General features: G+C 70.6%; 24 protein-coding genes and 1 riboswitch. Of the genes, 23 read left to right on the top strand and 1 reads right to left on the bottom strand.

Annotated features, from left to right (window positions below):
• Nucleotides 1-2 precede the first annotated feature (2 nt).
• From ACWD4J_RS18825 to ACWD4J_RS18765, 13 genes are all read left to right on the top strand, one after another.
• Nucleotides 3-1,001: a succinylglutamate desuccinylase/aspartoacylase family protein gene (locus tag ACWD4J_RS18825; RefSeq protein ID WP_451396494.1), complete on the top strand. Its 999-nt coding sequence runs from the start codon at nucleotides 3-5 to the stop codon at nucleotides 999-1,001.
• Between the two features lie 149 nt (nucleotides 1,002-1,150).
• Nucleotides 1,151-2,260: an extracellular solute-binding protein gene (locus tag ACWD4J_RS18820; protein ID WP_451396493.1), complete on the top strand. Its 1,110-nt coding sequence runs from the start codon at nucleotides 1,151-1,153 to the stop codon at nucleotides 2,258-2,260.
• Complete coding sequence (locus ACWD4J_RS18815) at nucleotides 2,253-3,401, top strand: ABC transporter ATP-binding protein (protein WP_451396492.1); 1,149 nt, start codon at nucleotides 2,253-2,255, stop codon at nucleotides 3,399-3,401. Before ACWD4J_RS18820 ends, ACWD4J_RS18815 begins: the two co-directional genes overlap by 8 nt.
• 3 nt (nucleotides 3,402-3,404) lie before the next feature.
• Nucleotides 3,405-4,343 carry an ABC transporter permease gene (locus tag ACWD4J_RS18810; RefSeq protein ID WP_451396491.1) on the top strand — a complete coding sequence of 313 codons (939 nt, stop codon included), beginning with the start codon at nucleotides 3,405-3,407 and terminating at the stop codon, nucleotides 4,341-4,343.
• A complete protein-coding gene (locus ACWD4J_RS18805) occupies nucleotides 4,340-5,206 on the top strand; it encodes an ABC transporter permease (RefSeq protein ID WP_451396490.1) in 867 nt (288 codons plus the stop codon). Before ACWD4J_RS18810 ends, ACWD4J_RS18805 begins: the two co-directional genes overlap by 4 nt.
• On the top strand, nucleotides 5,203-6,594 hold the full coding sequence (locus ACWD4J_RS18800) for an aminotransferase class III-fold pyridoxal phosphate-dependent enzyme (protein ID WP_451396489.1): 1,392 nt from the start codon (nucleotides 5,203-5,205) through the stop codon (nucleotides 6,592-6,594). The genes ACWD4J_RS18805 and ACWD4J_RS18800 overlap by 4 nt, the downstream gene beginning before the upstream one ends.
• A gap of 56 nt (nucleotides 6,595-6,650) precedes the next feature.
• Entirely contained in the window at nucleotides 6,651-7,622 is a 972-nt protein-coding gene (locus ACWD4J_RS18795; RefSeq protein WP_451396488.1) for a succinylglutamate desuccinylase/aspartoacylase family protein, read from the top strand.
• Nucleotides 7,619-9,079, top strand: a complete 1,461-nt coding sequence (locus ACWD4J_RS18790) for an aldehyde dehydrogenase family protein (RefSeq protein ID WP_451396487.1) — start codon at nucleotides 7,619-7,621, stop codon at nucleotides 9,077-9,079. Before ACWD4J_RS18795 ends, ACWD4J_RS18790 begins: the two co-directional genes overlap by 4 nt.
• Nucleotides 9,076-10,014, top strand: coding sequence for an aldo/keto reductase (locus tag ACWD4J_RS18785; RefSeq protein ID WP_451396486.1), 939 nt, complete (start codon nucleotides 9,076-9,078; stop codon nucleotides 10,012-10,014). Before ACWD4J_RS18790 ends, ACWD4J_RS18785 begins: the two co-directional genes overlap by 4 nt.
• Nucleotides 10,015-10,059: 45 nt before the next feature.
• Nucleotides 10,060-10,725: a haloacid dehalogenase type II gene (locus ACWD4J_RS18780; protein WP_451396485.1), complete on the top strand. Its 666-nt coding sequence runs from the start codon at nucleotides 10,060-10,062 to the stop codon at nucleotides 10,723-10,725.
• A gap of 14 nt (nucleotides 10,726-10,739) precedes the next feature.
• Nucleotides 10,740-12,023 (top strand): NAD(P)/FAD-dependent oxidoreductase, encoded by a 1,284-nt coding sequence (locus ACWD4J_RS18775; RefSeq protein ID WP_451396484.1) that lies wholly within the window; start codon nucleotides 10,740-10,742, stop codon nucleotides 12,021-12,023.
• 67 nt (nucleotides 12,024-12,090) lie between these two features.
• Nucleotides 12,091-12,672, top strand: coding sequence for a hypothetical protein (locus ACWD4J_RS18770; protein ID WP_451396483.1), 582 nt, complete (start codon nucleotides 12,091-12,093; stop codon nucleotides 12,670-12,672).
• Nucleotides 12,673-12,728: 56 nt separating this feature from the next.
• Nucleotides 12,729-13,472, top strand: a complete 744-nt coding sequence (locus ACWD4J_RS18765; RefSeq protein WP_451396482.1) for a YcnI family protein — start codon at nucleotides 12,729-12,731, stop codon at nucleotides 13,470-13,472.
• Nucleotides 13,473-13,535: 63 nt separating this feature from the next.
• Here the strand turns inward: ACWD4J_RS18765 and ACWD4J_RS18760 are convergent, their stop codons facing one another.
• The gene (locus ACWD4J_RS18760) at nucleotides 13,536-14,627 is read right to left on the bottom strand and encodes a HoxN/HupN/NixA family nickel/cobalt transporter (protein WP_451396481.1); all 1,092 of its coding nucleotides are present in this window, start codon (nucleotides 14,625-14,627) and stop codon (nucleotides 13,536-13,538) included.
• A 28-nt stretch (nucleotides 14,628-14,655) separates the two neighbouring features.
• Nucleotides 14,656-14,863, bottom strand: a riboswitch (cobalamin riboswitch).
• An 80-nt stretch (nucleotides 14,864-14,943) separates the two neighbouring features.
• Here ACWD4J_RS18760 and ACWD4J_RS18755 point away from each other — a divergent pair.
• From ACWD4J_RS18755 to ACWD4J_RS18710, 10 genes are all read left to right on the top strand, one after another.
• Nucleotides 14,944-15,303: an ArsR/SmtB family transcription factor gene (locus tag ACWD4J_RS18755; RefSeq protein WP_451396480.1), complete on the top strand. Its 360-nt coding sequence runs from the start codon at nucleotides 14,944-14,946 to the stop codon at nucleotides 15,301-15,303.
• 39 nt (nucleotides 15,304-15,342) lie between these two features.
• A complete protein-coding gene (locus tag ACWD4J_RS18750) occupies nucleotides 15,343-15,810 on the top strand; it encodes a hydrolase (protein WP_451396479.1) in 468 nt (155 codons plus the stop codon).
• Between the two features lie 417 nt (nucleotides 15,811-16,227).
• The gene (locus ACWD4J_RS18745) at nucleotides 16,228-18,240 is read left to right on the top strand and encodes an ATP-binding protein (RefSeq protein WP_451396478.1); all 2,013 of its coding nucleotides are present in this window, start codon (nucleotides 16,228-16,230) and stop codon (nucleotides 18,238-18,240) included.
• Between the two features lie 128 nt (nucleotides 18,241-18,368).
• On the top strand, nucleotides 18,369-18,803 hold the full coding sequence (locus tag ACWD4J_RS18740) for a roadblock/LC7 domain-containing protein (protein WP_351301008.1): 435 nt from the start codon (nucleotides 18,369-18,371) through the stop codon (nucleotides 18,801-18,803).
• Nucleotides 18,804-18,805: 2 nt separating this feature from the next.
• Complete coding sequence (locus ACWD4J_RS18735; protein ID WP_451396477.1) at nucleotides 18,806-19,177, top strand: DUF742 domain-containing protein; 372 nt, start codon at nucleotides 18,806-18,808, stop codon at nucleotides 19,175-19,177.
• Nucleotides 19,155-19,772 carry a GTP-binding protein gene (locus ACWD4J_RS18730; protein WP_451396476.1) on the top strand — a complete coding sequence of 206 codons (618 nt, stop codon included), beginning with the start codon at nucleotides 19,155-19,157 and terminating at the stop codon, nucleotides 19,770-19,772. The genes ACWD4J_RS18735 and ACWD4J_RS18730 overlap by 23 nt, the downstream gene beginning before the upstream one ends.
• A complete protein-coding gene (locus ACWD4J_RS18725; RefSeq protein WP_451396475.1) occupies nucleotides 19,769-20,338 on the top strand; it encodes a GAF domain-containing protein in 570 nt (189 codons plus the stop codon). Before ACWD4J_RS18730 ends, ACWD4J_RS18725 begins: the two co-directional genes overlap by 4 nt.
• 53 nt (nucleotides 20,339-20,391) lie before the next feature.
• The gene (locus ACWD4J_RS18720; protein ID WP_451396474.1) at nucleotides 20,392-20,976 is read left to right on the top strand and encodes a helix-turn-helix domain-containing protein; all 585 of its coding nucleotides are present in this window, start codon (nucleotides 20,392-20,394) and stop codon (nucleotides 20,974-20,976) included.
• A 5-nt stretch (nucleotides 20,977-20,981) separates the two neighbouring features.
• Complete coding sequence (locus ACWD4J_RS18715) at nucleotides 20,982-21,536, top strand: N-acetyltransferase family protein (protein ID WP_451396539.1); 555 nt, start codon at nucleotides 20,982-20,984, stop codon at nucleotides 21,534-21,536.
• A 151-nt stretch (nucleotides 21,537-21,687) separates the two neighbouring features.
• Nucleotides 21,688-22,047 carry an MmcQ/YjbR family DNA-binding protein gene (locus ACWD4J_RS18710; protein ID WP_451396473.1) on the top strand — a complete coding sequence of 120 codons (360 nt, stop codon included), beginning with the start codon at nucleotides 21,688-21,690 and terminating at the stop codon, nucleotides 22,045-22,047.
• Nucleotides 22,048-22,178 lie beyond the last annotated feature (131 nt).

The following is a 22,178-nucleotide window of genomic DNA, read 5'->3' as shown; positions in this document are numbered from 1 at the left end:
CCATGCACGACACCACGCTCTCCGTAGGCCCGCTGCACGCGGAGTCCGGTACCAAGGCCCGCGGCACCGTCCCCGCCGACCTGGGCACGCTCACCGTGGACATCCCGCTGACCCTGGTCAACGGAGCCGGCCGGGGCCCCCGCGTCCTCATCACTGCGGGCGTGCACGGCGGCGAGTTCACCGGCGTGGACGCCGCCACCCGGCTCGCGGCTCTGCTGGAACCCCGCGAGGTGCACGGGCAGGTGATCGTCTGCCCGGTCGCCAACCCCCCGGCCGTGTACCAGGGACGGCTCAGCGTCTCCCCGCTCGACGGCGTGAACATCAACCGCGTCTTCCCCGGCGACCCCGGCGGCGGCCCCACCGAGCGGCTGGCCGCCTGGCTCTTCGCGCACCTCGTGGACGGCGCCGACGCCTACGTCGACCTGCACTCCGGCGGCATCGACGAAGTCCTGCGCGACTTCGTCGGCCACCGTCTCACCGGCGACCCCGAACTCGACGCGAAGACAGCGGACCTGGCTGCGGACATGGCCCGCGCCCTGGGCATCGAGGACGTCATCCTCGGGCTCGACGCCGGCGGTGGCAACAGCCATGCGGCCGCCGCCCGCCAGGGAATCCCCGCCATCCTCGTGGAAACCGGTCAGCTCGGCGAACGCGACTCCGGCCGCCTCGTCGATGGCCTCGGCGGGGTGCTCCGCCGGCTCGGCGTCCTGGACGCGAAGACCCCGGACGGCACTGACGGCGAGCTCGCCCCCGTATGCGAATGGGTCTGGGCCGCGGGTGTCACCGCGGAGGCCACCGGCCTGTGGTACCCGGAGTTCGCCCTCGGTGACGAGGTGACAGAGGGGCAGGTCATCGGTCGTGTCGTCGACCCGGCCGACGGCCAGGAGCACAAGGTCCACACCCCGGCCACCGGACGTGTCTTCTACGGGATGCACGGCCTCACTGTCGCGCCCGGCGCCGAACTGGCCGCCATCGCGGCCCCACGGAACACCGGCAGCTGACACCGCCTGCAGGCCACCCCGGGACGAACCCGAGCCCCTGGCGAACCCGAGCCCCCCAAGCCCCCCGCACGGCAAGAAGGAACGACCCACCAGCACGCACCCGCATCCCCTCTCCACCACGCACCGCACCCACCCCCAGGAGGCCCCCGGTGAGAGATGTCCGGATAGACCGCAGACTGTTCCTGCGCGGCGTCGGCGGAGTCGCCGCAGGCGTCGCCGCGACGTCGCTGACCGCCTGCGGTACCGGCACCAGCCGGTCCGTCGACAGCGGCAGCGGCGGCGGCAAGAGCTCCAAGACGCTCGTCGTCCGCAACAGCGGCGGCACCTACGGCGACGCCAACCAGAAGGCCCTCTACGAGCCGTTCACCAAGGAGACCGGGATCCAGGTCAAGGTGGTGAACATCGAGTACGCGCAGATGCTCGCCCAGATCAAGCAGGGCCGCCCGCAGTTCGACGTCATCGACGACTCGATGGCCGACTTCGTCCTCTTCAAGCAGGAAGGCGCCACCGAGGAACTCGACTTCGACCGCCTGAAGAACTTCAAGAGCGCGGGCATCGCCAAGTCCCTGGTCACCTCCAACGCGGTCGGCAAGAACTACTGGGCCAGCGTCATGGCGTACCGCACCGACGCCTTCGGCGGGAAGAAGCCCGAGTCCTGGGCCGACTTCTGGGACACCAAGACGTTCAAGGGCAACCGCGCCCTGCAGGCACTGGACGCGGACCTTCCGGAGCTCGAGTTCGCCCTCCTCGCCGACGGTGTGGCGCTGGACAAGCTGTACCCCCTCGACGTGGACCGGGCCTTCAAGGCCCTCGACGAGATCAAGGGGTCTATCAGGAAGTTCTGGGACACCGGTGCCCTCCCGGGCGTGCTGCTCGGCCGTAAGGAGGTCGTCGCCTCCAGCGTCTGGCACGGCCGCCTCGACGACCTCATCAAGCAGGGCCAGCCGCTGGCGTACCAGTGGAACGGCGCCCGCCGGCAGAGCAACGGCCTGGCCATCCCCAAGGGCACCGACAACCTCGACGCCGCCTACCAGCTCGTCGACTTCGCGCTGCGGCCCGAGGTCCAGGCCCACTTCGCCGAGATCTACCCGATGGGCCCGACGGTGCCCGCCGCCTACAAGAAGCTCTCCGCGACCACCTCCGCCAACCTGGCCAGCTCTCCAGAACACCTGGAGTCGGGCTTCGACCTGGACGTCGAGTGGTGGATCAAGAACCAGGACGCCGTGTCCAAGCGCTGGCAGGAGTGGACGCATGCCTGAGCTCGACCTGATGTCGCAGCAGCAGTCGTCCCCGGCGGTCGTCGCGCCGCCGGGGACCGGCACCGGAAAACCACTGTCCGTCAAAGGGCTGCGGAAGACATACGGGGGTGTCACTGCCGTCGACGCGGTCTCCATGGAGATCGCGGCGGGGGAGTTCGTCACCTTCCTCGGGTCCTCCGGCTCCGGCAAGACCACCACACTGATGATGATCGCCGGGTTCTGCGAGCCCGACTCCGGCAGCGTCGTCGTCGGTGGCCGTGACGTGACCCGCCTCGCGCCGCAGAAGCGCGGCCTGGGCTTCGTCTTCCAGCAGTACCTCCTCTTCCCGCACATGACGGTGTGGGAGAACGTCGCCTTCCCGCTGCAACTGCGCGGCGTGCCGAAGGCGGAGCTGCGCCGCCGGGTCGGCGCGACCCTGGAGATGGCCGGACTCTCCGGGATGGCCCAGCGCCGCCCGCGTGAGCTGTCCGGCGGTCAGCAGCAGCGCGTCGCGCTGTGCCGGGCCCTGGTCTACCGGCCGCCGCTGATCCTCATGGACGAGCCGCTCGGCGCCCTCGACAAGAAGCTGCGCGACCAGCTCCAGACCGAGATCAAACGCATCCAGCGCGAACTCGGCCTGACCGTCGTCTATGTGACGCACGATCAGGAGGAGGCGCTGGTCCTCTCCGACCGCATCGCGGTGATGCGGGACGGGCGGATCGACCAGTTCGACACCCCGAGGGAACTCTTCGAGCGCCCGCGCACCCCGTTCGTCGCCGACTTTCTCGGCGCCGCCAACTTCCTCCCGGGCCGCCTGGAGGAGCACACGGCCGACCACACTCTCGTACGGCTCGACACGGGCGGCCTGCTGACGGCCCGCCCGCAGACGCTCGCGGGGGCCGCACGGGTACGGGCCGCGGTCCAGCCCGGCCGGCTGCGGCTGTGTCCGGCCGCCGACGGTTTCTGTACCGGGACCGTGGAGACGGTCACCTACGTCGGCACCCTGGTGCGCGTCACCGTCCGCCCGGACGGCGGCGCTGACACCGAGGACATACGGCTCGAACTCCCGGCCGGACGCGCCCCCGCCCCCGGCGAGCGCGTCGGGCTGACCGTGGACCCGGAGGACGTGAGCGTCTTCCCCGGCATGGAAGACGATGGGTGACCGATGGCCGGATCCGTACTCGCCCCGGCGCCCGCACCGGCACCGGCGCCCACCGCCCCCGCTTCCCCGAAAGGCCGGATGCGCCGCGCCCTGTCCGAGCGCCGCACCCGCTTCGGGCTGCTCAACGCCGCGCCCGTCGTCGTCTACCTGCTGATCCTCTTCGTCTACCCGATCTTCAGCACCCTGCTGCTCAGCCTCAAGGGCAAGGAGGGTGGCTGGACACTGCACTGGTACGCCGACGCGTTCCGCGGGGCCAACCTGGAGATCCTGCTCACCACCCTGCGGATCTCCGCCGAGACCTCACTGCTGAGCCTGGTCGTCGGCTTCCTGCTGGCGTCCGCCGTCTCACGCCTCAAGCCTCTCTGGGCCGGTCTGGTGATGCTGATCGTGGTCGTCCCGCACTTCATCAGCGCGCTGGTGCGCACCTACGGCTGGATCATCCTGCTCGGTGACAACGGCGTGGTGAACAACGTCCTGAGGGACCTTCACTTCCCGGGCGCGCCCTTCCAGCTCCTCTACAACGAGACCGGGGTCGTCATCGGCACCACCTCCGTGATGCTTCCCTACACCGTCCTGCTGCTGTACGCCGTGATGCGCGGCGTCGACCGGCGGCTGCTCGCCGCCGCGGCCGGCATGGGCGCGGGGCGGGTGACGATCTTCCGCCGGGTCTACGTGCCGCTGGTCGCGCCCGGCCTGGTCAACGCAGGGGTGCTGTCGTTCATCCTCTGCCTCGGCTACTACCTCACGCCCGCCCTGATGGGCGGACCGAAGCAGACCATGGTCGCGTCGCTCATCGACGAGCAGGTCATGAAGCAGAACCAGTGGAACGGCGCATCGGCGCTCGGCATCGTCCTGCTTCTGCTCACCTTCGCGGGGCTGGGGCTCCTGAGACTGCTGAAGTCGGCAAGCGAGGCGTACCGGAAGCGGGGTGCGGCATCATGATCGAGCTCCGCTCCACGCTGGCCGGACGCATCACCCTCACCGTCTTCTCGACGCTGATCCTGCTGTTCCTGGCGCTGCCGATCGTCGTCATCGTCGTCACCTCCTTCGGCAAGGACGCCTTCGGCTCCTTCCCGCCGGAGGCCTGGACGCTCGGCTGGTACAAGCAGCTGTTCGCCGACGGCAGCAAGTGGCCGGCCGCGCTGTCGCTGAGCGCCCTGGTCGCCGCGCTGACCACCGTCTTCTCGCTCATCCTGGGCATGACCGCCGCCACCGCGCTGGTCCGCAGCGAACTGCCGCTGCGCTCGGCCGTCTACGGCCTGGTCCTCGCCCCGCTGGTGATCCCCCAGGTCGTCATCGCCCTCGGACTGTTCCTGCTGTTCGAGCCCGCCGCGATGCTCGGCAGCCCGATCGCCATCGCCCTCGGCCACACCGTGCTGGCCTCACCGATCGCCGTGATGATCCTCATGGCCACGCTGAAGGGCATCGACGAGCGCCTGGAGGACGCGGCGGCCAGCATGGGCGCCGGCCGCCTCACCATCGCACGGCGCATCACGTTCCCGCTGGCCGCGCCCGGGATGGTGGCCGCGGCGGTCTTCTCCTTCATCACCAGCTTCGACGAGTTCTTCATCTCCCAGTTCCTGTCCTCCGTGGACACCGTGACCCTGCCGGTCCAGGTCTTCAACGTCCTCCAGTACGACGTCGACCCGTCGGTGACCGCCGTCAGCGCGCTGCTCATCTCGGTCGCCGTCGTGGCCCTCGCACTGGTCGCCGCGGTGCGCCGGCTCGGCGGCTCCGGCAAGCAGGACGGTCTGCTGCCGACGGAGACCGCCGTGGGCCTACCCGCCGGAAGTGAGACCTCATGACGACGAGCACCCGCACCCCGTCCGGTGAGCTGTCCGCATCGGCGGCCAGGCACCTGCTGCTCAACATGACCCCCAACGGCTCGCTCGGCCGCGACGGAGAGGACCTCTTCGTCGTACGGCGCGGCGACGGCCCGTACGTCGACGACGCGGACGGCAGACGCTACATCGACGGCCTCTCCGGCCTGTACTGCTGCCAGCTCGGCTACTCCTACGCCGCCGAGTTCGCCGAGGCCGCCGACAAGCAGCTGCGCGAGCTGTGCTTCAGCCCGCTGTGGTCCGCCTCCGCGCACCCGACGGCCATCGAACTCGCCGAGCGGCTCTCCCGTATCGCCCCCGTGGACATCGAGCACACCTTCTTCTCCGGCGGCGGCGCCGAAGCCGTCGAGACCGCCTGGAAGATCGCCCGCCGGTACCACGCCCTGCGCGGCGAACCGGGCCGCACCAAGGCGATCGCCCGGCGCGGCGCCTACCACGGGCTGACCCTGGGCGCCCTGTCGCTCACCGACGATCCCGCCTTGAAGGAGCCGTACGGCCCGCCGGCGATCGAGACCCGGTTCGTGTCCAACACCATCCGCTTCGGCCTTGCACCCGAGTTCGTCGACGACGCCACGTTCACGAGCCGTCTGCTCGCCGAGGTGGAGGCCACGATCCTGGCCGAGGGGCCGGAGACCGTCGCCATGCTGATCGCCGAGCCGGTGCAGAACCGCGGCGGCTGCATCACCCCGCCCGAGGGCTACTGGCCGGGACTGCGGGAACTGGCCGACCGGTACGGCTTCCTGCTCGTCGCCGACGAGGTGATCACCGCCTTCGGACGGCTCGGCGAGTGGTTCGGCGGGGACCGCTACGGTGCCCGGCCGGACATCGTCACCGTCGCCAAGGGCATCACCGCCGGATACGCCCCCATGGGCGCCACCCTCGTCAGCAACCGGGTCACCGAGGTCATCAACAGCCGCGGCGCGGTCCTCAACCACGGCTACACCTTCGCCGGACACCCGCTCAGCGCGGCCATCGCCCTGCGCAGCCTGCAGATCATGGAACGCGACCGGATCCTGCAGAACGTCCGCGACCAGCAGGGCCACCTCGCGGGGCGCATGGCCTCCCTCGGCGACCTGCCGATCGTCGGCGACGTCCGCGGAGCCGGGTTCTTCTACGCCTGCGAACTCGTCGGCGACCTCGAGGGCGGCGGCTTCAGCGACACCGCCCGCGCCGCGCTCGTCGCCGATCTCATCCCGCGCCGGCTGCGCGAGGCCGGGCTCCTCGCCCGGGTCTACAACCGCGCCGCCCCGCTGGTACAGATCGCGCCGCCGCTGATCAGCGACCGGCAACTCCTCGACCGTATCGCCGACATCGTCGCGGAGACCCTCGACGAGGCGTCCGCCCACCTGTGACAGCCGCGACCAGACCCGCACCCGTATCCGCATCCGGCTCCGAAAGGAACACCCTCATGTACTCCATCGGTCCGCTGACCGTCGCCCGCGGCGAGCGCGCCCAGGGCCTCATCCCGGTCGGTACCAGCACCTACGGCGTGGAGCTCGGCATACCGCTGATCGTCGTCAACGGCGCCGAGCCCGGCCCGGTGCTCTGCGTGGACGCGGGCGTGCACGGCGACGAGTACGACGGGCAGGAGGCCGTCCGCCGCGTCCTCGCCGAGACCGACCCGGGCACGCTGCGCGGCACGCTGGTCGGCATCCCCTGCATGAACACCCCGGCTTTCGAGGCGGCGGCACGATCGAGCGGCCTGGACCACCTGAACCTCAACCGCATCTTCCCCGGCGATGCGGAGGGCTCATACTCGCTGCGCCTGGCCGCCACCTTCGTCGAGCAGGTCGTCCCCGCCATCGACGCCCTGGTGGACCTGCACACCGGCGGCACGTTCGGCGAGATCGCCCCCCTCGCCATCCTCCAGGGCGGCTACGAGGAACTGGCCACGGAACTCGCTCTCGCCGCCGGCCACCAGCTGATCTGGAAGGGCGGCAAATGGGGCGGCACGGTCCGCCACCCCACCCTCGCCGCGGGCAAGCCGGCCATCACCATCGAGGCGGGCGGCGGCACCTACCGGGAGTCGACCGTCGAGCTGCACATCGACTCCGCCCGCAACATCATGCGGCAGCTCGGCATGACCGACGGCGAGGCGGAGCTGCGCGACACCTACACGGCCGTCTCCGGAACCTTCGCCCGCTCCGCCGCCGGCGGCTTCTTCGTCGGGCACGCCGAGCCGGGGGAGAGCTGCAAGGAAGGCGACCTGATCGCCCACATCGTCGACCACTACGGCAACACCCTGGAGGAGGTCCGCGCCCCGCAGGACGGCATCGTGCTGTGGGTGCGCCGGATCCGCACCGTCCACCCCGGCGACGAGGTCGTCATCTTCGGCGAGGTGCAGGAGGAGATCAAGGTGCGGGGGGAGATCAAGGCGTGAGCAGCGAACTCCCTCTCACCGAGCTCCTGATCGACGGCAAGCAGGTCCCCGCCGTCGACGGCCGTGCCTTCACCGTCCTCGACCCGTCGGACGGTACGGCGATCGCCCAGGTCGCGCTGGCCGGGTCGGCGGACGTGGACCAGGCGGTGGCCGCGGCGAGGGCGGCTTTCACGGCACCCGAGTGGGCCCGGATGCGCGCCGCCGACCGGGGCAGGCTGCTCCACCGCATCTCGGAAGCGATCCGCTACCAGGGGGAGCGGCTGGCCCGCCTCGAGAGCCAGGACGTCGGCAAGCCGCTGAGCCAGGCGAAGGCCGATGTCGAGGCCGCCGCCCGATACTTCGAGTTCTACTCGGGCGTGGCCGACAAGCTCGGCGGCACCACGATCCCCCTCGGCCCCGGCCTGATCGACTACACCGTCCGCGAGCCGATCGGCGTCTCCGGCCAGATCATCCCGTTCAACTACCCGCTCCAGAACACCGCGAGGGGCTCCGCCCCGGCGCTGGCCGCGGGCTGCACGGTCGTGCTCAAGCCCTCGCCCGAAGCACCGCTCACCCCGCTGGAGATCGGCCGTATCGCGCTGGAGTGCGGACTGCCGCCCGGCGTACTCAACGTCGTCCCCGGCGACGGCGAGACGGGCGCGGTGCTCGCCGGGCACCCGGGCATCGACCAGGTCACCTTCACCGGTTCGGTGGCGACCGGCATCAAGGTCGCCCAGGCGGCCGCCGCCAACGTCGTGCCCTCGGTCGTGGAGCTGGGCGGCAAGTCGCCGTTCACTGTGTTCGCCGACGCCGACTTCGACCTGGCGCTGAGCGCGATCCTGGGCGCCTCGTTCAGCAACGCGGGGCAGACCTGCTCGGCGGGCACCCGGCTGCTCCTCCAGCGCGGCGCCGAGGAATTCCTGGACCGGCTCGTCGAGCGGATCGCGTCCCTGCGCCTCGGCCCGGGTCTCACGGACCCGGACATCGGCCCGCTCGTCGCCGCCCGGCAACGCGACCGGGTCCTGGGCTATCTGGAACTGGCCCGTGAGGAAGGCGCTGTCGCGCGGATCGGCGGCGGCACCCCGTCCGACCCCGCGCTGGCCGACGGCTACTACATCGAGCCGACCCTCCTCACCGGTCTGACGAACCAGGCCCGCTGCGCCCGCGAGGAGATCTTCGGCCCCGTCGTCACCGTCATCGGCTTCGACGACGCGGACGAGGCCCTGGCCATCGCCAACGACAGCCCGTACGGCCTGTCCTCGTACGTCTGGACCCGCGACATCGACAAGGCGATGCGCATGGCCGAAGGCATCAGGGCCGGCCAGGTCCACGTCAACGCCACCGGGGTCGGCACCGGCGTCGAGCTGCCCTTCGGCGGCTACAAGCACAGCGGCTGGGGCCGGGAGAAGGGACTGGAAGCCCTGGCGAGCTACACACAGACGAAGAACGTCTGCATCGGATTCGGGAGCCGGTCATGAGGTATCGCACGCTCGGGGCACGCGGTCCGACCGTCTCCGTGGTCGGCCTCGGCGGCAACAACTTCGGCTCCCGCCTGGACGACGAGGGCACCGACGCCGTCGTGCACGCGGCCCTCGACGCCGGGATCACCCTGTTCGACACCGCCGACATGTATGGCGGGTTCGGTGACCGGGGCGGCTCGCGCGGCGACGGCGAACGACTCCTCGGCGCGGCCCTCAAAGGCCACCGCGACGAGGTCGTCCTGGCAACCAAGTTCGGCATGGAGATGGGCCCGGAGGCCGGAGAGTACGGCCGGCGCGGCGCCCGCCCCTACATCCGGTACGCCGTCGAAGCCTCGCTCCGCCGGCTCGGCACCGACCGCATCGACCTGTACCAGTACCACGAGCCGGACGGCGTCACCCCGCTCGACGAGACCGTCGCCGCCCTGAACGAGCTCGTCGACGAGGGCAAGATCCGGTACATCGGCTGCTCCAACCTGCCGGCCGAGCAGCTCACCGACGCCTTCGTCTCCACCCAGGCCCGCTACCACCTGCTCGACCGGGGCGTGGAGAGCGACCTGATCCCCGCCTGCCTGCGCCACGGCGTCGGCCTGCTGCCGTACTACCCGCTGGCCAACGGCCTGCTCAGCGGAAAGTACCGGCGCGGCGAGCAGCCTCCGCCCGGCAGCCGCCTGTCCTGGAGGGAGGGCTGGCTCACCGACGCGGCGCTCGACCGCGTCGAGGCCCTCACCTCGTACGGCGCCGAGCGCGGACTCACCCTCCTGCAGGTAGCTGTGGGCGGACTCGCCGCCCTGCCGGCCGTCGGCTCGGTGATCTGCGGCGCCATGACGCCCGAACAGGTCATCGCCAACGCCGCGGCGGCCGACTGGATCCCCGACGAGGCCGACCTGGCCGCACTCGACGAGATCGTCATCCCCGGCGAACACGTCGTCTGAAGCCCCCGAACCCCTTGGAAGCACCCCGAAGCGAGGCTGAACACCATGCGAGAGATCGTCACCTTCGACGCCTACGGAACCCTGATCGACTTCCAGCTCGGCCCCACCACCCTGAAGGTCCTCGCCGACCGGCTCGACCTGGACGGCCTGGACGTCGACGAGTTCCTCGACGACTTCCGCGTCATACGCTTCCAGGCCGTCCTCGAGCCCTACCGCCCGTACCACGAGGTCCTGCACTCCAGCCTGAAGACGGCGATGCGCCTGCACGGCCTGGAGTACCGCACGTCCGACGGCGACGCCCTCGTCGAGGCCGTCCCCGCCTTCGGCCCGTTCCCCGAGGTGCCGGACGCCCTGCGCGCCCTGAAGTCGCGCTACGAGATCGCCATCATCTCCAACACCGACGACGACCTGATCGCGCGCAACGTCGCCAACATCGGCGTCGAGTTCGACTACGTCATCACCGCCCAGCAGGCGGGGGCGTACAAGCCGGACCGCCAGACCTTCGAGCACGCGTACAAGACCATGGGCGTCGAGCCTTCGCAGGTCGTCCACACCGCCCAGGGCTGGGAGTACGACCTCATCCCGACCCGCGACCTGGGCCTGAGGCGCCGGGTGTGGATCAACCGCTACGGCCGCCGCGGCAGCGCGGACTACCAGCCGTACGACGAGCTGCACGACCTCTCCGGCCTGCCGGCCCTCCTCGGCTGCTGATCAGGAGTCCTCCCATGAAGCAGATCCCCTACTGGCTCGACACCGCCCCGCCCCTGCCCGACCGGTCCGGAAGGGAACTGCCCGACGAGGCGGACGTGGTGGTCGTCGGCGGCGGCCTCACCGGCCTGTCCACCGCGTACCACACCGCCCTCAAGGGCGCCCGGGTCGTCCTCGTCGAGAAGGACAAGGTCGGCTCGGGCGCCTCCGGGCGCAACGGCAGCATGTGCACCCAGGGCATCACGATCGGCGTCGGCGAGGCCCGCAAGCGGTACGGACAGCAGCGCGCCCGCGAGCTGTACGACGCCTTCCGCGAGGCGGTCGACGTCGTCGAGGAGCTGACGCAGAAGGAGCAGATCGACTGCCACTTCAACCGCTCCGGCCGGCTCGGCGTCGCCTTCAAGCCGCAGCACTTCGAGGCGATGAAGGCCACCCAGCGCGACCTGGCCGAGAACTTCGACCACCAGACCGTGCTGCTGAGCAAGAGCGACCTGCGCACCGAACTGCGCTCCGACTACTACCACGGCGCCCTGCTCGACCCGCTCAGCGCGGGCCTGCACGTGGGCGAGTACGTGCACGGACTCGCGGAAGCCGCGGAACGCGCGGGCGCGCAGATCCACGAGCGCAACGCGGCGACGGGCCTCACCCGGCTGCCGGACGGCGGATTCCTCGTCGAGACCCTGCACGGCACCATCCGCGCCAAGCAGGTCATGGCCGCCACCGACGCCTACACCGACAAGTCGATGCCCTGGTTCCGCAAACGGCTGATCAACGTCGGCAGCTTCATCGTCGTCACGGAGCCGCTGGGGGAGGAGCGCGCCCGCGAACTCATCCCGAACGGCCGCCTGGTGGTCGACTCCAAGAACATCGGCCACTACATCCGCCTCACACCGGACCACCGCCTCGCCTTCGGCGGCCGGGCCCGCTTCGCCCCGTCCAACCCCGCCTCCGACGTCAGGAGCGGAGAGATCCTGAAGCGGGAGATGGCCGAGATCTTCCCGCAGCTGGCCGGGGTCCGGATCGACTATGTGTGGGGCGGCAGCGTCGGCTTCTCCTGGGACCGCATGCCGCACGCGGGCGAGGCGGGCGGCGTGTACTACTCCATGGGCTACTGCGGCCACGGCGTCCAGATGGCCACCTACATGGGCCGGGCCATGGCCGACGTCATGGACGGCCACCCGGAGGCCAACCCGCTGCGCGGCCTCGGCTTCCCGAAGGTCCCCGTGCCCTTCTACAACGGCACCGCCTGGTTCCTGCCGTTCGGCGGCGCCTACTACAAGGCCAAGGACCGACTGGGCTGAGACAGAGGCCGTAACGCTGCGCGGATGCGGGGAGGGCCCCGGGGTTCTGCGTGGCAGTATCAGGCCCATGAGTGCGTCCCCGGCGGTACGGAGCCTGCGCGCGGCGGTGTTCGCCGTGCTGTGCGTGCTGCTCGCCGCCGGGGGCCATGCGCTGGCCACGGGCGTGTTGCCGCCGGTGTGGGTGCAGTCTGCCGGGTCCGTGCCGGTGTTCGCCGTCGCTTGGCTGCTGGGCGGCCGGGAGCGGTCGCTGGCGGGCATCGGGGGCGGGACGCTCGCCGCCCAGGGCGGACTGCACCTTGTGTTCGAGGCTGCGCGGCCGCACGCGGTGATGGGCATGCACGGTATGCGGATGGCCCATCCTCATGCGCTGACACCGCATGCCACCGCGGCCCATCTCGGGGCGGCCGTCCTCATGACCTGGTGGCTGCGGCGCGGTGAGGCCGCGCTGTGGTCGCTGCTGCGGTGGGCGGTCGCGTTCGTGCCGGGGCTTGCCGCCTGGTGGCTGGTGGTGCAAGGGGCGCCGGGCGTCCCGGTCGCGCAAGGCGTCGTACATCCGGCCGTCGGTGAGCCGCGCCCCTTGCGGCAGCAGTGGCTGAGGTACGCGGTTCACCGCCGTGGACCGCCGCTGGGGACTCCGTATGCGATCTGACCCCGTCAGACCCGACTCCCCATCATCCCTTCCCCAGTACGGAGAACCAGCCACTCATGTCCCTGACACCTGTCGCCCTGCGGCGAGCCGGCACCGTTGCCGCTCTGACCACCGCAGGGCTGCTCACGGCCGCCGGTGCCGCCTTCGCGCACGTCACCGTCCACCCCGAGAGCTACGCCAAGGGCGCCACCGACGGCGCCTTGACCTTCCGCGTCCCCAACGAGGAGGACACCGCCGGAACCACGAAGGTGGAGGTGTTCCTGCCCACCGACCACCCGGTGCTCGGCGTCCTCGTCTCCCCGCAGGACGGCTGGACCGCCAAGGTGACCACCACGAAGCTGAAGACTCCAGTCAAGACGGACGACGGCACCATCACCGACGCCGTCTCGAAGATCACCTGGACCGGCGGCAAAATCGCACCCGGCCAGTACGAGGACTTCGACGTCGCCTTCGGCCAGCTGCCCGACGACACCGATCAGCTGACCTTCAAGACCCTGCAGACGTACTCCGACGGAAAGATCGCCCGCTGGATCGAGCAGACCGAACAGGGCGGCGACGAGCCGGAGAACCCGGCGCCGGTGCTGAAGCTCACCGCCAAGGGCACCGAGGAAGGCGGCACCGCGACCACGTCGCCGGCGAGCTCGAAGAATTCCGGGAGCTCCCAGCCGGCCGCCTCGGACACCAGTGACTCGACCGCCCGCGGCCTCGGCATCGCCGGTCTGGTCGTGGGCGTCCTGGGCCTGGCAGGGGCGGCCTACGCGGTCGCCCGAGGCCGCGGCGCGGGGTCCCGGTCCCAGTAGAGAACCAGTAGGGAACCGGCCCCCGCGAGGCGTCCGGCAGCGGAGCGGTCCGCTCCGTCGAGGTCAGCCGCCCTCGACGGAGTGGACCGCCCACCGCTGCTCCACTTTGGCCAGCCGCCAGTACGCGAGCGCGGCGGCCCACACGACGATGAACAGGCCGACGATGATGAACCCGACGTTGTCCAGGTCGAGTCCGGCGATCCAGCCGGTCACGGCGTCGCCGAGGTCGAGCTTTTCGTGCAGCACGCCGACCAGTTCGATCGTGCCGATGAGGAAGGCGACGGCGATGGACAGGCCGGTGATGGTGAGGTTGTAGAACACCTTGCGTACGGGGTTGGAGAAGGCCCACTGGTATGCGAAGTTCATGAAGGTGCCGTCGAGGGTGTCGAACAGGCTCATACCGGCGGCGAACAGCAGGGGCAGGCAGAGGATCGCGTACCAGGGCAGTCCGGCCGCGGCGCCGCTGCCCGCCATCACCATCAGGGTGACCTCGCTGGCGGTGTCGAAGCCGAGGCCGAAGAGGAAGCCGAGCGGGAACATCTGCCCAGGGCGTGTGATGGACTTGGTGAAGCGGCCGAGGATGCGGTTCATGAATCCCCGTGAGTCCAGGTGCTGTTCGAGTTCGACCTCGTCGTACGTACCGGAGCGCATCGCCCGGAAGACCCGCAGGATGCCGACGAGCGCCACGAGGTTGAGCGCCGCGATGAGATAGAGGAAGGTTCCGGAGATGGTCGTTCCGACGACGCCGAGGGCCTGATGGGTGCGGGAGTCGTCGTTCATGAGGGCGCCGGCGAGCTGTGTGCCGCCCGCGACCAGCGCGGTCAGGACGACGACCACGCTCGAGTGGCCGAGCGCGAACCAGAAGCCCACCGACACCGGCCGTTTGCCGTCGGCCATCAGCTTGCGGGTGGTGTTGTCGATCGCGGCGATGTGATCGGCGTCGAAGGCGTGCCGCATGCCCAGCGTGTAAGCGGTCACCCCCAGCCCGATGCCGAACACCTTGGAACCGACCTCGTAGTGCTCCGGCACGACGAGCAGGAACAGTACGCCGAAGGCGACGACATGGAGGGCGGCGATCACCGCCAGGAGTCCGGCGGTACGGACGGTGTCCTCGCGTCGCCAGTGAAAAGTGGCAGGCCCGGTGGGCAGGGTCATTCGGTCACGCTCCAGCACCTCGTGGATCACTTCGTGAGATGCCGTGGCCGGTCTCCTGGCTTACGGGTCGCCGTGTCCGCCCCGGCCTTCCCACCCGCCTTGCGGCGGACAGTGACCGTTCTCAACTGGGACGGAAACTCCCCGATCACAGTGGCGAGGGCCGCTCCGGCCTGAACCCCGCCAACTCCTCAGGGTTTTCACCGGTCTTCCCGAACACCACGGCCTCACCACCGTAGAGGCGGAGGCCCGCTCCTGCATAGCTGCACAGCTACGCAGGTATGCAATGTCACATTCGGCTTCCTGGAAAGATGACCCCATGCATCTAGTTCCCGCCGAGCGCGCCGACCGCCGGACCATCGACGGCCACCGGGTCTGCGACGCCATCGCTGCCATCGGTGAGCCCCGCCGCGTACGCGCCTGGGCCGAGCGCTTCTCGCTGCTCGCCGACCCCGGGCGCCTCGCTCTCCTGCTGGCCCTGCAGCAGACGGGGCCCCTCGCCGTCTCCGACCTCGCGGTCGCGACCGGTATGAACGACCCGGCCGTGTCGCAGGCCCTGCGCCTGCTCCGCGCCGCCGGCATCGTGGCAGGCGAGAAGGAGGGACGCGTCGTCCGCTACCGAGTGGTGGATCCGGTCACCGCCGACCTGTTGACACACTGCATGACCGACGCCGACTGAACTGCCGCCTTCTGCCCTAGTGGTCCGTGGGGAGGGCCGGTGCTCGACCAACTCCCGTCCTCGCTCTGGAGCGTTCCCTACGTGGGCCACCGCTTTCCGGGGTCGCCGGCCGTGGCGCGACGGCCCGGCTTGGCGGCGGGCGCGAACTGCCAGCTGTTCGCCTACGAGGTGCTCCGGCACTTCGGCCTGGCTCCGCCAGATGTGCGTTCGAGTGACCTGTGGAGCGATACGCGGTCCACGATCCGCGTTCCGAAGGCGCGGCCGCTGGATCTGCTGCTGTTCAACGCCACGGACGATGCGTACGGCGCGCACGTCGGGGTGTGGTCGAGCGAGGGACAGGTCCTGCACCTGTGTGCAGAGGCAGGACGCCCGGCGGTCTGGGACATGGCGGAGTTCGCCGGACGAGAGCGCTACCAGGTCCTGGTCGGCATCAAGCGTGTGACCAGCAGGGCGGTTCCGGTAGGGCGTTCCGCAGTCGGCGCTCCACGAGTTCCAGGCTGTCGATGAACGCCGCGATCTGTTCGACGGGCGTCGGGACGTACGAGACCGCGCCCGTCTCGTCGTACGTGGCCCAGGATGCCGCTGAGCGTCATGCGGACGTGGTGTCGTGATGCGAACGCCGGTCCGGTCTGAATTTCGTACTGTCGCTCGAAGCGTCACACCAGAGCGGGACGTTGCCCACCCCAGTTTGTCAACTGCCCGACGCACATGATGAGTTGGCGACTACCGTCAGTGTTCGTGGCGCGACGCAGGGCCCTGCCCGGCTTCACGCACGGCACTGCGATGCCGCATGCCTGAGTCGCGCCGTACGCCGGAGCGCGCAGGCGCACCACGCCCACTCCGCACCACTCCGCCGTACCCCCACGCAACGCGAAGTACCCCCACGCACCCCGACGCACCTTAAGCATTCGTACGAGGACGCTGATGTCTCACCTTCGTGCACCGGCCGCACGTGCAGACCGCCGTGAAGGCGGGCGGCACGGCAATCCGGGCGGCCGTGCCGTGCCGCAGCAGCTGCCCATACGGCCGCAGCTGCTCCGTATCGCGGTACTGCCCCCCGTCGCGGTCGCCCTGAGCGCGTGCGCCGCCGTGCTGTTCACCGTCCGATCGACGGGTGTCGCGCCGAGCCCCACGCTGTGGGCCGTGCTCTCCGGAGCCGTCGGGGTCACACTGGCGGGGATCGTGATCGCCGCCGTCGCGGCCGATCGTGCCGCGAGGACCGTCCGCGACCGCATCGGTGTCCTGCGCCGCACAGCCGCTCGAAGCCAGTCCGACCTGCGTGACGTCGTAGAGGCGCTGCGCAGGGGAGACGGGCCACCGCCGGCTCGGCGTACTCCTGCCCAGGCCGCCCCGAAGGACGACGACTTCGCCCAGCTCGCCGACGAACTCTCCCGCGCCCACGACGTGGCCGTGGCCTCCGTGGTCAAGGCCGCCCAGCTCTCCAGCCAGGCCGGAAGCGAGCAGAAGGTCGAGGTCTTCGTCAATCTCGCGCGACGGCTCCAGTCGCTCGTGCACCGCGAGATCACGATCCTCGACGACCTGGAGCACGAGGTCGAGGACCCCGAACTGCTCAAGCGCCTCTTCCACGTCGACCATCTGGCCACCCGCACCCGCCGGCACGCCGAGAACCTCGCCGTGCTCGGTGGCGCGGTCTCCCGCCGCCAGTGGACCAACCCCGTCTCCATGACCGAAGTCCTGCGCTCGGCCATCGCGGAGGTCGAGCAATACTCGCGCGTCAAGCTCGTGCCGCCCATCGACGGCAACCTGCGCGGGCACGCCGTCGCCGACGTCATCCACCTGCTCGCCGAACTCGTCGAGAACGCCACCGCGTTCTCCGCCCCGGGAACCCAGGTCCTGCTGCGTGTCGGCGAGGTCACCTCCGGTCTTGCCGTCGAGGTCGAGGACCGCGGCCTCGGCATGCCCGTCACCGAGCAGAACAAGCTCAACGCCCTCCTCGCCGACCCGGACCAGGTCAACGTCGCGAGCCTTCTCCAGGACGGGCGGATCGGCCTGTTCGTCGTCTCCCAACTGGCCCGCAGGCACGGCATCGCGGTACGCCTCGGGACCAACATCTACGGCGGAGTGCAGGCCGTCATCGTCGTACCGCAGGACCTGCTCGGTGCGGAGCCGGACCAGCCACAGGCACGTGGTGTCGAGGAACCTGCCGCGGCCTGCGCGCCGCAGCCGACAGAGATCCGCGGCACCGGCGGCGACACGCGGGAGGGGCAGGGGCGGCACCGCGTCGCCACAGCCCCGGCCCAGCTGCCCGCGCCCGCCACGCGCTTCGCCGTCCCGCGGCAACGGCAGGGGGGACCCCAACCGGCCGCCCATGAACCGATCCAGCCCCAGCGCACCGAGTCGCAGCCTGGCCCCCGGAATCTGCCGCAGCCGGTCGTGGCGGCTCCCCGGCCCACACCGTCACCGGACGGGACAGCCGAGCTGTCGGTGGCCTCCGCCAACGGAACACTGGACCGCCTGGACCGCCCGGCCCAGGACCCGGCCGATACGACGACCGATCAGCCCGCCGCACCAACCCCCCGACCCGCGAAAGGCCTCGCGCCCCTGCCCGTCCGCGGAGCCCGGGAGCACCGCCCCAGCATCGCCGAGGCCATGCCCGGCATCCGGTCCGAGGACCGGCAGGTCCCGGCGGAGCACGCCTCCACCCTGCTCACGCCCCGCTCGGAAACGATGCAGACCACCGGGGAGCGGCCGCGACTTCCCAGGCGCCGCGCCCAGCAGCACTTGGTGCCGCAGCTCAGGGAAGGGCGGCTCCCACGCCGCGATGAGGAACCCGTCTGCCACGATCCGGGACTCATGGCCGCGTTCCGGCGCGGCATCGGTCTGGCCGAGGCGCAGTACGCACACGACCAGGCAGATGGTCGGGCACCTGGCCACCATTCCGGCGCCCGGTACGACGGGGGCGAACCGACCGGCTGACTCGCTCCACCCCCTGCACGTCTCCATGCACATGTCCCCACGCGTGTGCTGCACACCCGTCCCGCACACATGTCCCGCAACCCCCGCTCCCGCAGACCTTCGGACTACCCCAAGGAGTCGATCCCCCCATGGCGAGCGATGTGCCGACCGGCCATGTTTCCGATCTCGACTGGCTGATGAGCGGCCTCGTGCAGCGCGTGCCGCACACCAGAAGCGCCGTGCTGCTGTCCTCCGACGGTCTAGTGAAGTCCGTCCACGGCCTCGACCCCGACAGCGCGGACCACATGGCCGCGCTCGCCTCGGGCCTCTACTCGCTGGGCCGCAGCGCGGGTGTCCGTTTCGGGGACGGCGGGGAGGTGCGCCAGGTCGTCGTGGAGCTCGACTCCACCCTGCTGTTCGTCACCACCGCCGGCTCCGGCACCTGCCTGGCCGTACTCGCCGGGCGCGAGGCGGATGCGGCCGTGCTCGGATACGAGATGGCGATGCTGGTCAAGAGTGTTCGTCCGTATCTGGTGACAGCACCTCGGCAGCCCGTCGCCGATCCCTCGGCGATGAGGCCTTGAGCGTGGCGGCGCCGCAGGACGGGCCGTGGTTGGACGGGGCGGCCGGACGGCTCGTCCGCCCCTACACGGTCAGTGATGGCCGGACCCGTCCGTCCGCGGCCCTGGACCTGCTGTCGCAGTTCATGACCACCGGGACCAAGCCGCTCGGCTATCTCGGACCCGAACACCGGCAGGTCCTCGACCTGTGCGAGGGCCCGCTGTCGGTCGCGGAGATCGCCGCGCACCTGAAGCTTCCCGCAGCAGTCACGAAGGTCCTGCTCTCCGACCTCGTCGTCTGCGGGGCGCTCACCACCAAGCCCCCCGACTTCTACCACAACCCCACTGACCGGTCCCTGCTGGAGGCAGTGCTCGATGGACTACGACGACAGCTCTGACCCCTTCCCGACCGCGCTGAAGATCCTTGTCGCGGGCGGGTTCGGGGTCGGCAAGACGACCTTCGTGGGCGCGGTCAGCGAGATCGCGCCGCTCAGCACGGAGGAGCTGCTCACCACGGCCAGTGCGGCGACCGACAGCCTGGAGGGCATCGAGAACAAGGTCGAGACGACCGTCGCGATGGACTTCGGGCGGATCACCCTCGACCCGCAGCACGTGCTCTACCTGTTCGGCACGCCGGGGCAGGAGCGGTTCTGGTTCATGTGGGACGAGCTCTCCGAGGGTGCCCTCGGGGCGGTGATCCTCGCCGACACCCGGCGACTCGAGGACTGCTTCGCGGCCGTCGACTTCTTCGAGGAACGCGGCCTGGGGTTCATCCTCGCGATCAACGATTTCGACGGCGCGTACCGCTACGACCCCGAGGCGGTGCGTGCCGCGATAGACCTCGATCCGCGCGTGCCCGTGGTGCGGTGCGACGCCCGGATCTCCAGCTCCGCCATCCAGACGCTGCTGACCCTCGTCAAGCATCTGCTGGCCCACGCCCCGTCCCACGCGCCGAGCCATGGAGCCCACGGAGCACACGGAGCCCACACATGAGGTACCACCCGCCCGGATCCGCGGCGCCTCTCCTTCTGACGCCCGTGGACCACGAGGCCCCCGCGCGGATGCAACGGCTGCGCTCGCTCGGTCTGGGGGAGTGGCCGGAGCCCGCACTCGACGCGTTCGCGGACCGGCTGGCCGAGGTTACCGGGGCGCCGTACGCCGGGGTCAACTTCATCGACGAGAACCGTCAGTTCTTCGCAGGACTGCACGCGCCCGGCTGCGGACACGGCGCCACCGGGCCGCTGGGTGCGCCTCCGGCGAACCGATACATGGTCCGGGACCACGGGTTCTGCCCCCATGTGATCGTCCGACGCAAGGCGCTGGTCCTGGAGGACGTCTGCGACTTTCCACGGTTCGCCGGGAACCCGGTCGTCGACGAGATCGGGATCCGCTCGTACATGGGCGCCCCGCTCATCGACCGCACCGGCATCGCGCTCGGCACCGTGTCTGTCGTGGACACCGAGCCGCACCGCTGGGGGAGGGCCGGACTCGAGACGATCAAGTCGATGGCGGCGGAGCTGACCGAACAGATCCAGGCGCGGGAGGCCGGCGGCATCTGACAGTGGCCTGTTTCAGGCAGATCTTGTCTCACATATGGGATAGCCTCCCGAATATGAAACAGGATCTGAGTGCACCCGAAGCCGATCCGGTCGATGTCCGGCTCGCGGCGCGGCTGGCGGAACTGCGCGCCGAACGGGGCTGGTCCCTGGGCGAGCTGGCGGAACGGACCGGAATCAGCCGCTCGACGCTGTCCCGCGCGGAGCGTGCGGAGATCAGCCCCACCGCCTCCCTCCTCAACCGGATCTGCGCCATCTATGAGCGCACCATGTCGCAGCTGCTGAGCGAGGTCGAGGCGGAACCGGCTCAGGTGGTGCGCGCGGCCGACCAGGCTGTGTGGACGGACCGCGCCTCCGGATTCGTACGACGGGCGGTGTCACCGCCCCTCGCGGGCCTGCGCGGCGAGATCGTCGAGGGCCTGCTCGAGGCGGGCGCCGACATCGCCTACGACCGGCCTTCCGTGCCGGGTCTGGAGCAGCACGTCTGGGTCCTCGACGGGACGCTGCACCTCACCGCTGAAGGCGGCGAACACGTCCTGCACGGCGGCGACTGCCTGCGCTTCCGGGTGTGGGGGCCGACCCGTTTCCACTGCCCCGGGCCGAACGCGGTGCGGTACGCGCTGGTGGTGGTCGCGCCATGACGACGATGCCGACTCGGATACAGCGGCTGTCGGCGGCGGAACTCCTCTCCGCCGCGGATGCCCTGGGCGACCTCCTCAGCGACGTTGTGGCCGGCGGATCCTCCCTCGGGTTCCTGGCACCCTTCGAGCCGGCCGCGGCCGCCGACTGGTGGCGGAGCCTGGCCCCCGCGGTGGCGGACGACCGCCTCGCCGTCTGGACCGCGCGGGACGGCGACCGTGTGATGGGAACGGTCAGCGTCGCCTTCGTCGACAAGCCCAACGGACGGCACCGCGCCGAGGTCAACAAACTCATGGTGCACCGCACGGCACGCGGCCGGGGGCTCGGCCGCACCTTGCTGACCACCGCGGAACGCGCCGCGGCCGCCGCAGGCGTGACCCTGCTGATCCTCGACACCCAGACCGCCAGCCCCGCCGAGTCCCTGTACCGCGCGGCAGGGTGGACCGAGGCCGGCGTGATCCCGGATTTCGCGACGGACCCGGCCGGGACGCTGCATCCGACGACGGTGTTCTACAAGCAGGTGAAGCACGTGAAACAGGGGACGATGCAGCCCGGCGCATGACGCAGTCGGGGAGGGTGTGACCGCAATGCGACGAGGGGAGGGCGATGACGGCTTCCGCCGGGGAGGTGGATGGCGGCGCTCGCCGGGGCGGGTGAATGAGGCTTTGGCTTCCCTGCGGGGAATGTCAGTGGCGTTGGCTACGGTTCGTGTCATGCCAGACGCAGACGACGTACGCCGCATCGCCCTCTCGCTGCCGGATACGACGGAGAAGATCGCCTGGGCCATGCCCACCTTCCGGGTAGCCGGAAAGATGTTCGCCACGCTGCCCGAGGACGAGACCTCCATCGCGGTCCGCTGCCCCAAGGAGGAGCGCGACGAGCTGGTCCTCGCGGAGCCGGGGAAGTTCTGGATCGCCGACCACGAGGCGGGCTTCGCATGGGTCCGGGTGCGTCTCGGCGTACTCGAGGACGACGGCGAGCTGCACGACATCCTCGCCGACTCCTGGCGCCAGGCCGCACCGAGCCGCCTGCTCGAGGCGTACCCGGAGCTGGGCCTGCCGGTCACCGACTGACACGTGGCAGGGCGAGCCTGCGACGTCTCCCGCTGCCCGCGTGCGCATGCTCCGAAGGAGCCCGTCTGTGCAGGTCGCGCGGGCTGCACGGAGGCGGGCGGCGGCCCGCGTCAATGCCGCCGCGCGCAAAG

Source organism: Streptomyces sp. NPDC002577 (assembly GCF_053594815.1).
Note: the sequence above shows the minus strand (reverse complement) of the source record. Positions and strands in the feature narration are given on the sequence as shown.

Excerpts from the sequence above, each read along its gene's own strand:
- ACWD4J_RS18825 (WP_451396494.1), top strand. The coding sequence starts at position 3 with ATGCACGACACCACGCTCTCCGTAGGCCCGCTGCACGCGGAGTCCGGT.
- ACWD4J_RS18775 (WP_451396484.1), top strand. The coding sequence starts at position 10,740 with ATGAAGCAGATCCCCTACTGGCTCGACACCGCCCCGCCCCTGCCCGAC.
- ACWD4J_RS18730 (WP_451396476.1), top strand. The coding sequence starts at position 19,155 with ATGGACTACGACGACAGCTCTGACCCCTTCCCGACCGCGCTGAAGATC.
- ACWD4J_RS18770 (WP_451396483.1), top strand. The coding sequence starts at position 12,091 with ATGAGTGCGTCCCCGGCGGTACGGAGCCTGCGCGCGGCGGTGTTCGCC.
- ACWD4J_RS18780 (WP_451396485.1), top strand. The coding sequence starts at position 10,060 with ATGCGAGAGATCGTCACCTTCGACGCCTACGGAACCCTGATCGACTTC.
- ACWD4J_RS18765 (WP_451396482.1), top strand. The coding sequence starts at position 12,729 with ATGTCCCTGACACCTGTCGCCCTGCGGCGAGCCGGCACCGTTGCCGCT.
- ACWD4J_RS18710 (WP_451396473.1), top strand. The coding sequence starts at position 21,688 with ATGCCAGACGCAGACGACGTACGCCGCATCGCCCTCTCGCTGCCGGAT.
- ACWD4J_RS18725 (WP_451396475.1), top strand. The coding sequence starts at position 19,769 with ATGAGGTACCACCCGCCCGGATCCGCGGCGCCTCTCCTTCTGACGCCC.
- ACWD4J_RS18795 (WP_451396488.1), top strand. The coding sequence starts at position 6,651 with ATGTACTCCATCGGTCCGCTGACCGTCGCCCGCGGCGAGCGCGCCCAG.
- ACWD4J_RS18805 (WP_451396490.1), top strand. The coding sequence starts at position 4,340 with ATGATCGAGCTCCGCTCCACGCTGGCCGGACGCATCACCCTCACCGTC.
- ACWD4J_RS18715 (WP_451396539.1), top strand. The coding sequence starts at position 20,982 with ATGCCGACTCGGATACAGCGGCTGTCGGCGGCGGAACTCCTCTCCGCC.
- ACWD4J_RS18760 (WP_451396481.1), bottom strand. The coding sequence starts at position 14,627 with ATGACCCTGCCCACCGGGCCTGCCACTTTTCACTGGCGACGCGAGGAC.
- ACWD4J_RS18740 (WP_351301008.1), top strand. The coding sequence starts at position 18,369 with ATGGCGAGCGATGTGCCGACCGGCCATGTTTCCGATCTCGACTGGCTG.
- ACWD4J_RS18755 (WP_451396480.1), top strand. The coding sequence starts at position 14,944 with ATGCATCTAGTTCCCGCCGAGCGCGCCGACCGCCGGACCATCGACGGC.
- ACWD4J_RS18720 (WP_451396474.1), top strand. The coding sequence starts at position 20,392 with ATGAAACAGGATCTGAGTGCACCCGAAGCCGATCCGGTCGATGTCCGG.
- ACWD4J_RS18810 (WP_451396491.1), top strand. The coding sequence starts at position 3,405 with ATGGCCGGATCCGTACTCGCCCCGGCGCCCGCACCGGCACCGGCGCCC.
- ACWD4J_RS18800 (WP_451396489.1), top strand. The coding sequence starts at position 5,203 with ATGACGACGAGCACCCGCACCCCGTCCGGTGAGCTGTCCGCATCGGCG.
- ACWD4J_RS18745 (WP_451396478.1), top strand. The coding sequence starts at position 16,228 with ATGTCTCACCTTCGTGCACCGGCCGCACGTGCAGACCGCCGTGAAGGC.
- ACWD4J_RS18785 (WP_451396486.1), top strand. The coding sequence starts at position 9,076 with ATGAGGTATCGCACGCTCGGGGCACGCGGTCCGACCGTCTCCGTGGTC.
- ACWD4J_RS18815 (WP_451396492.1), top strand. The coding sequence starts at position 2,253 with ATGCCTGAGCTCGACCTGATGTCGCAGCAGCAGTCGTCCCCGGCGGTC.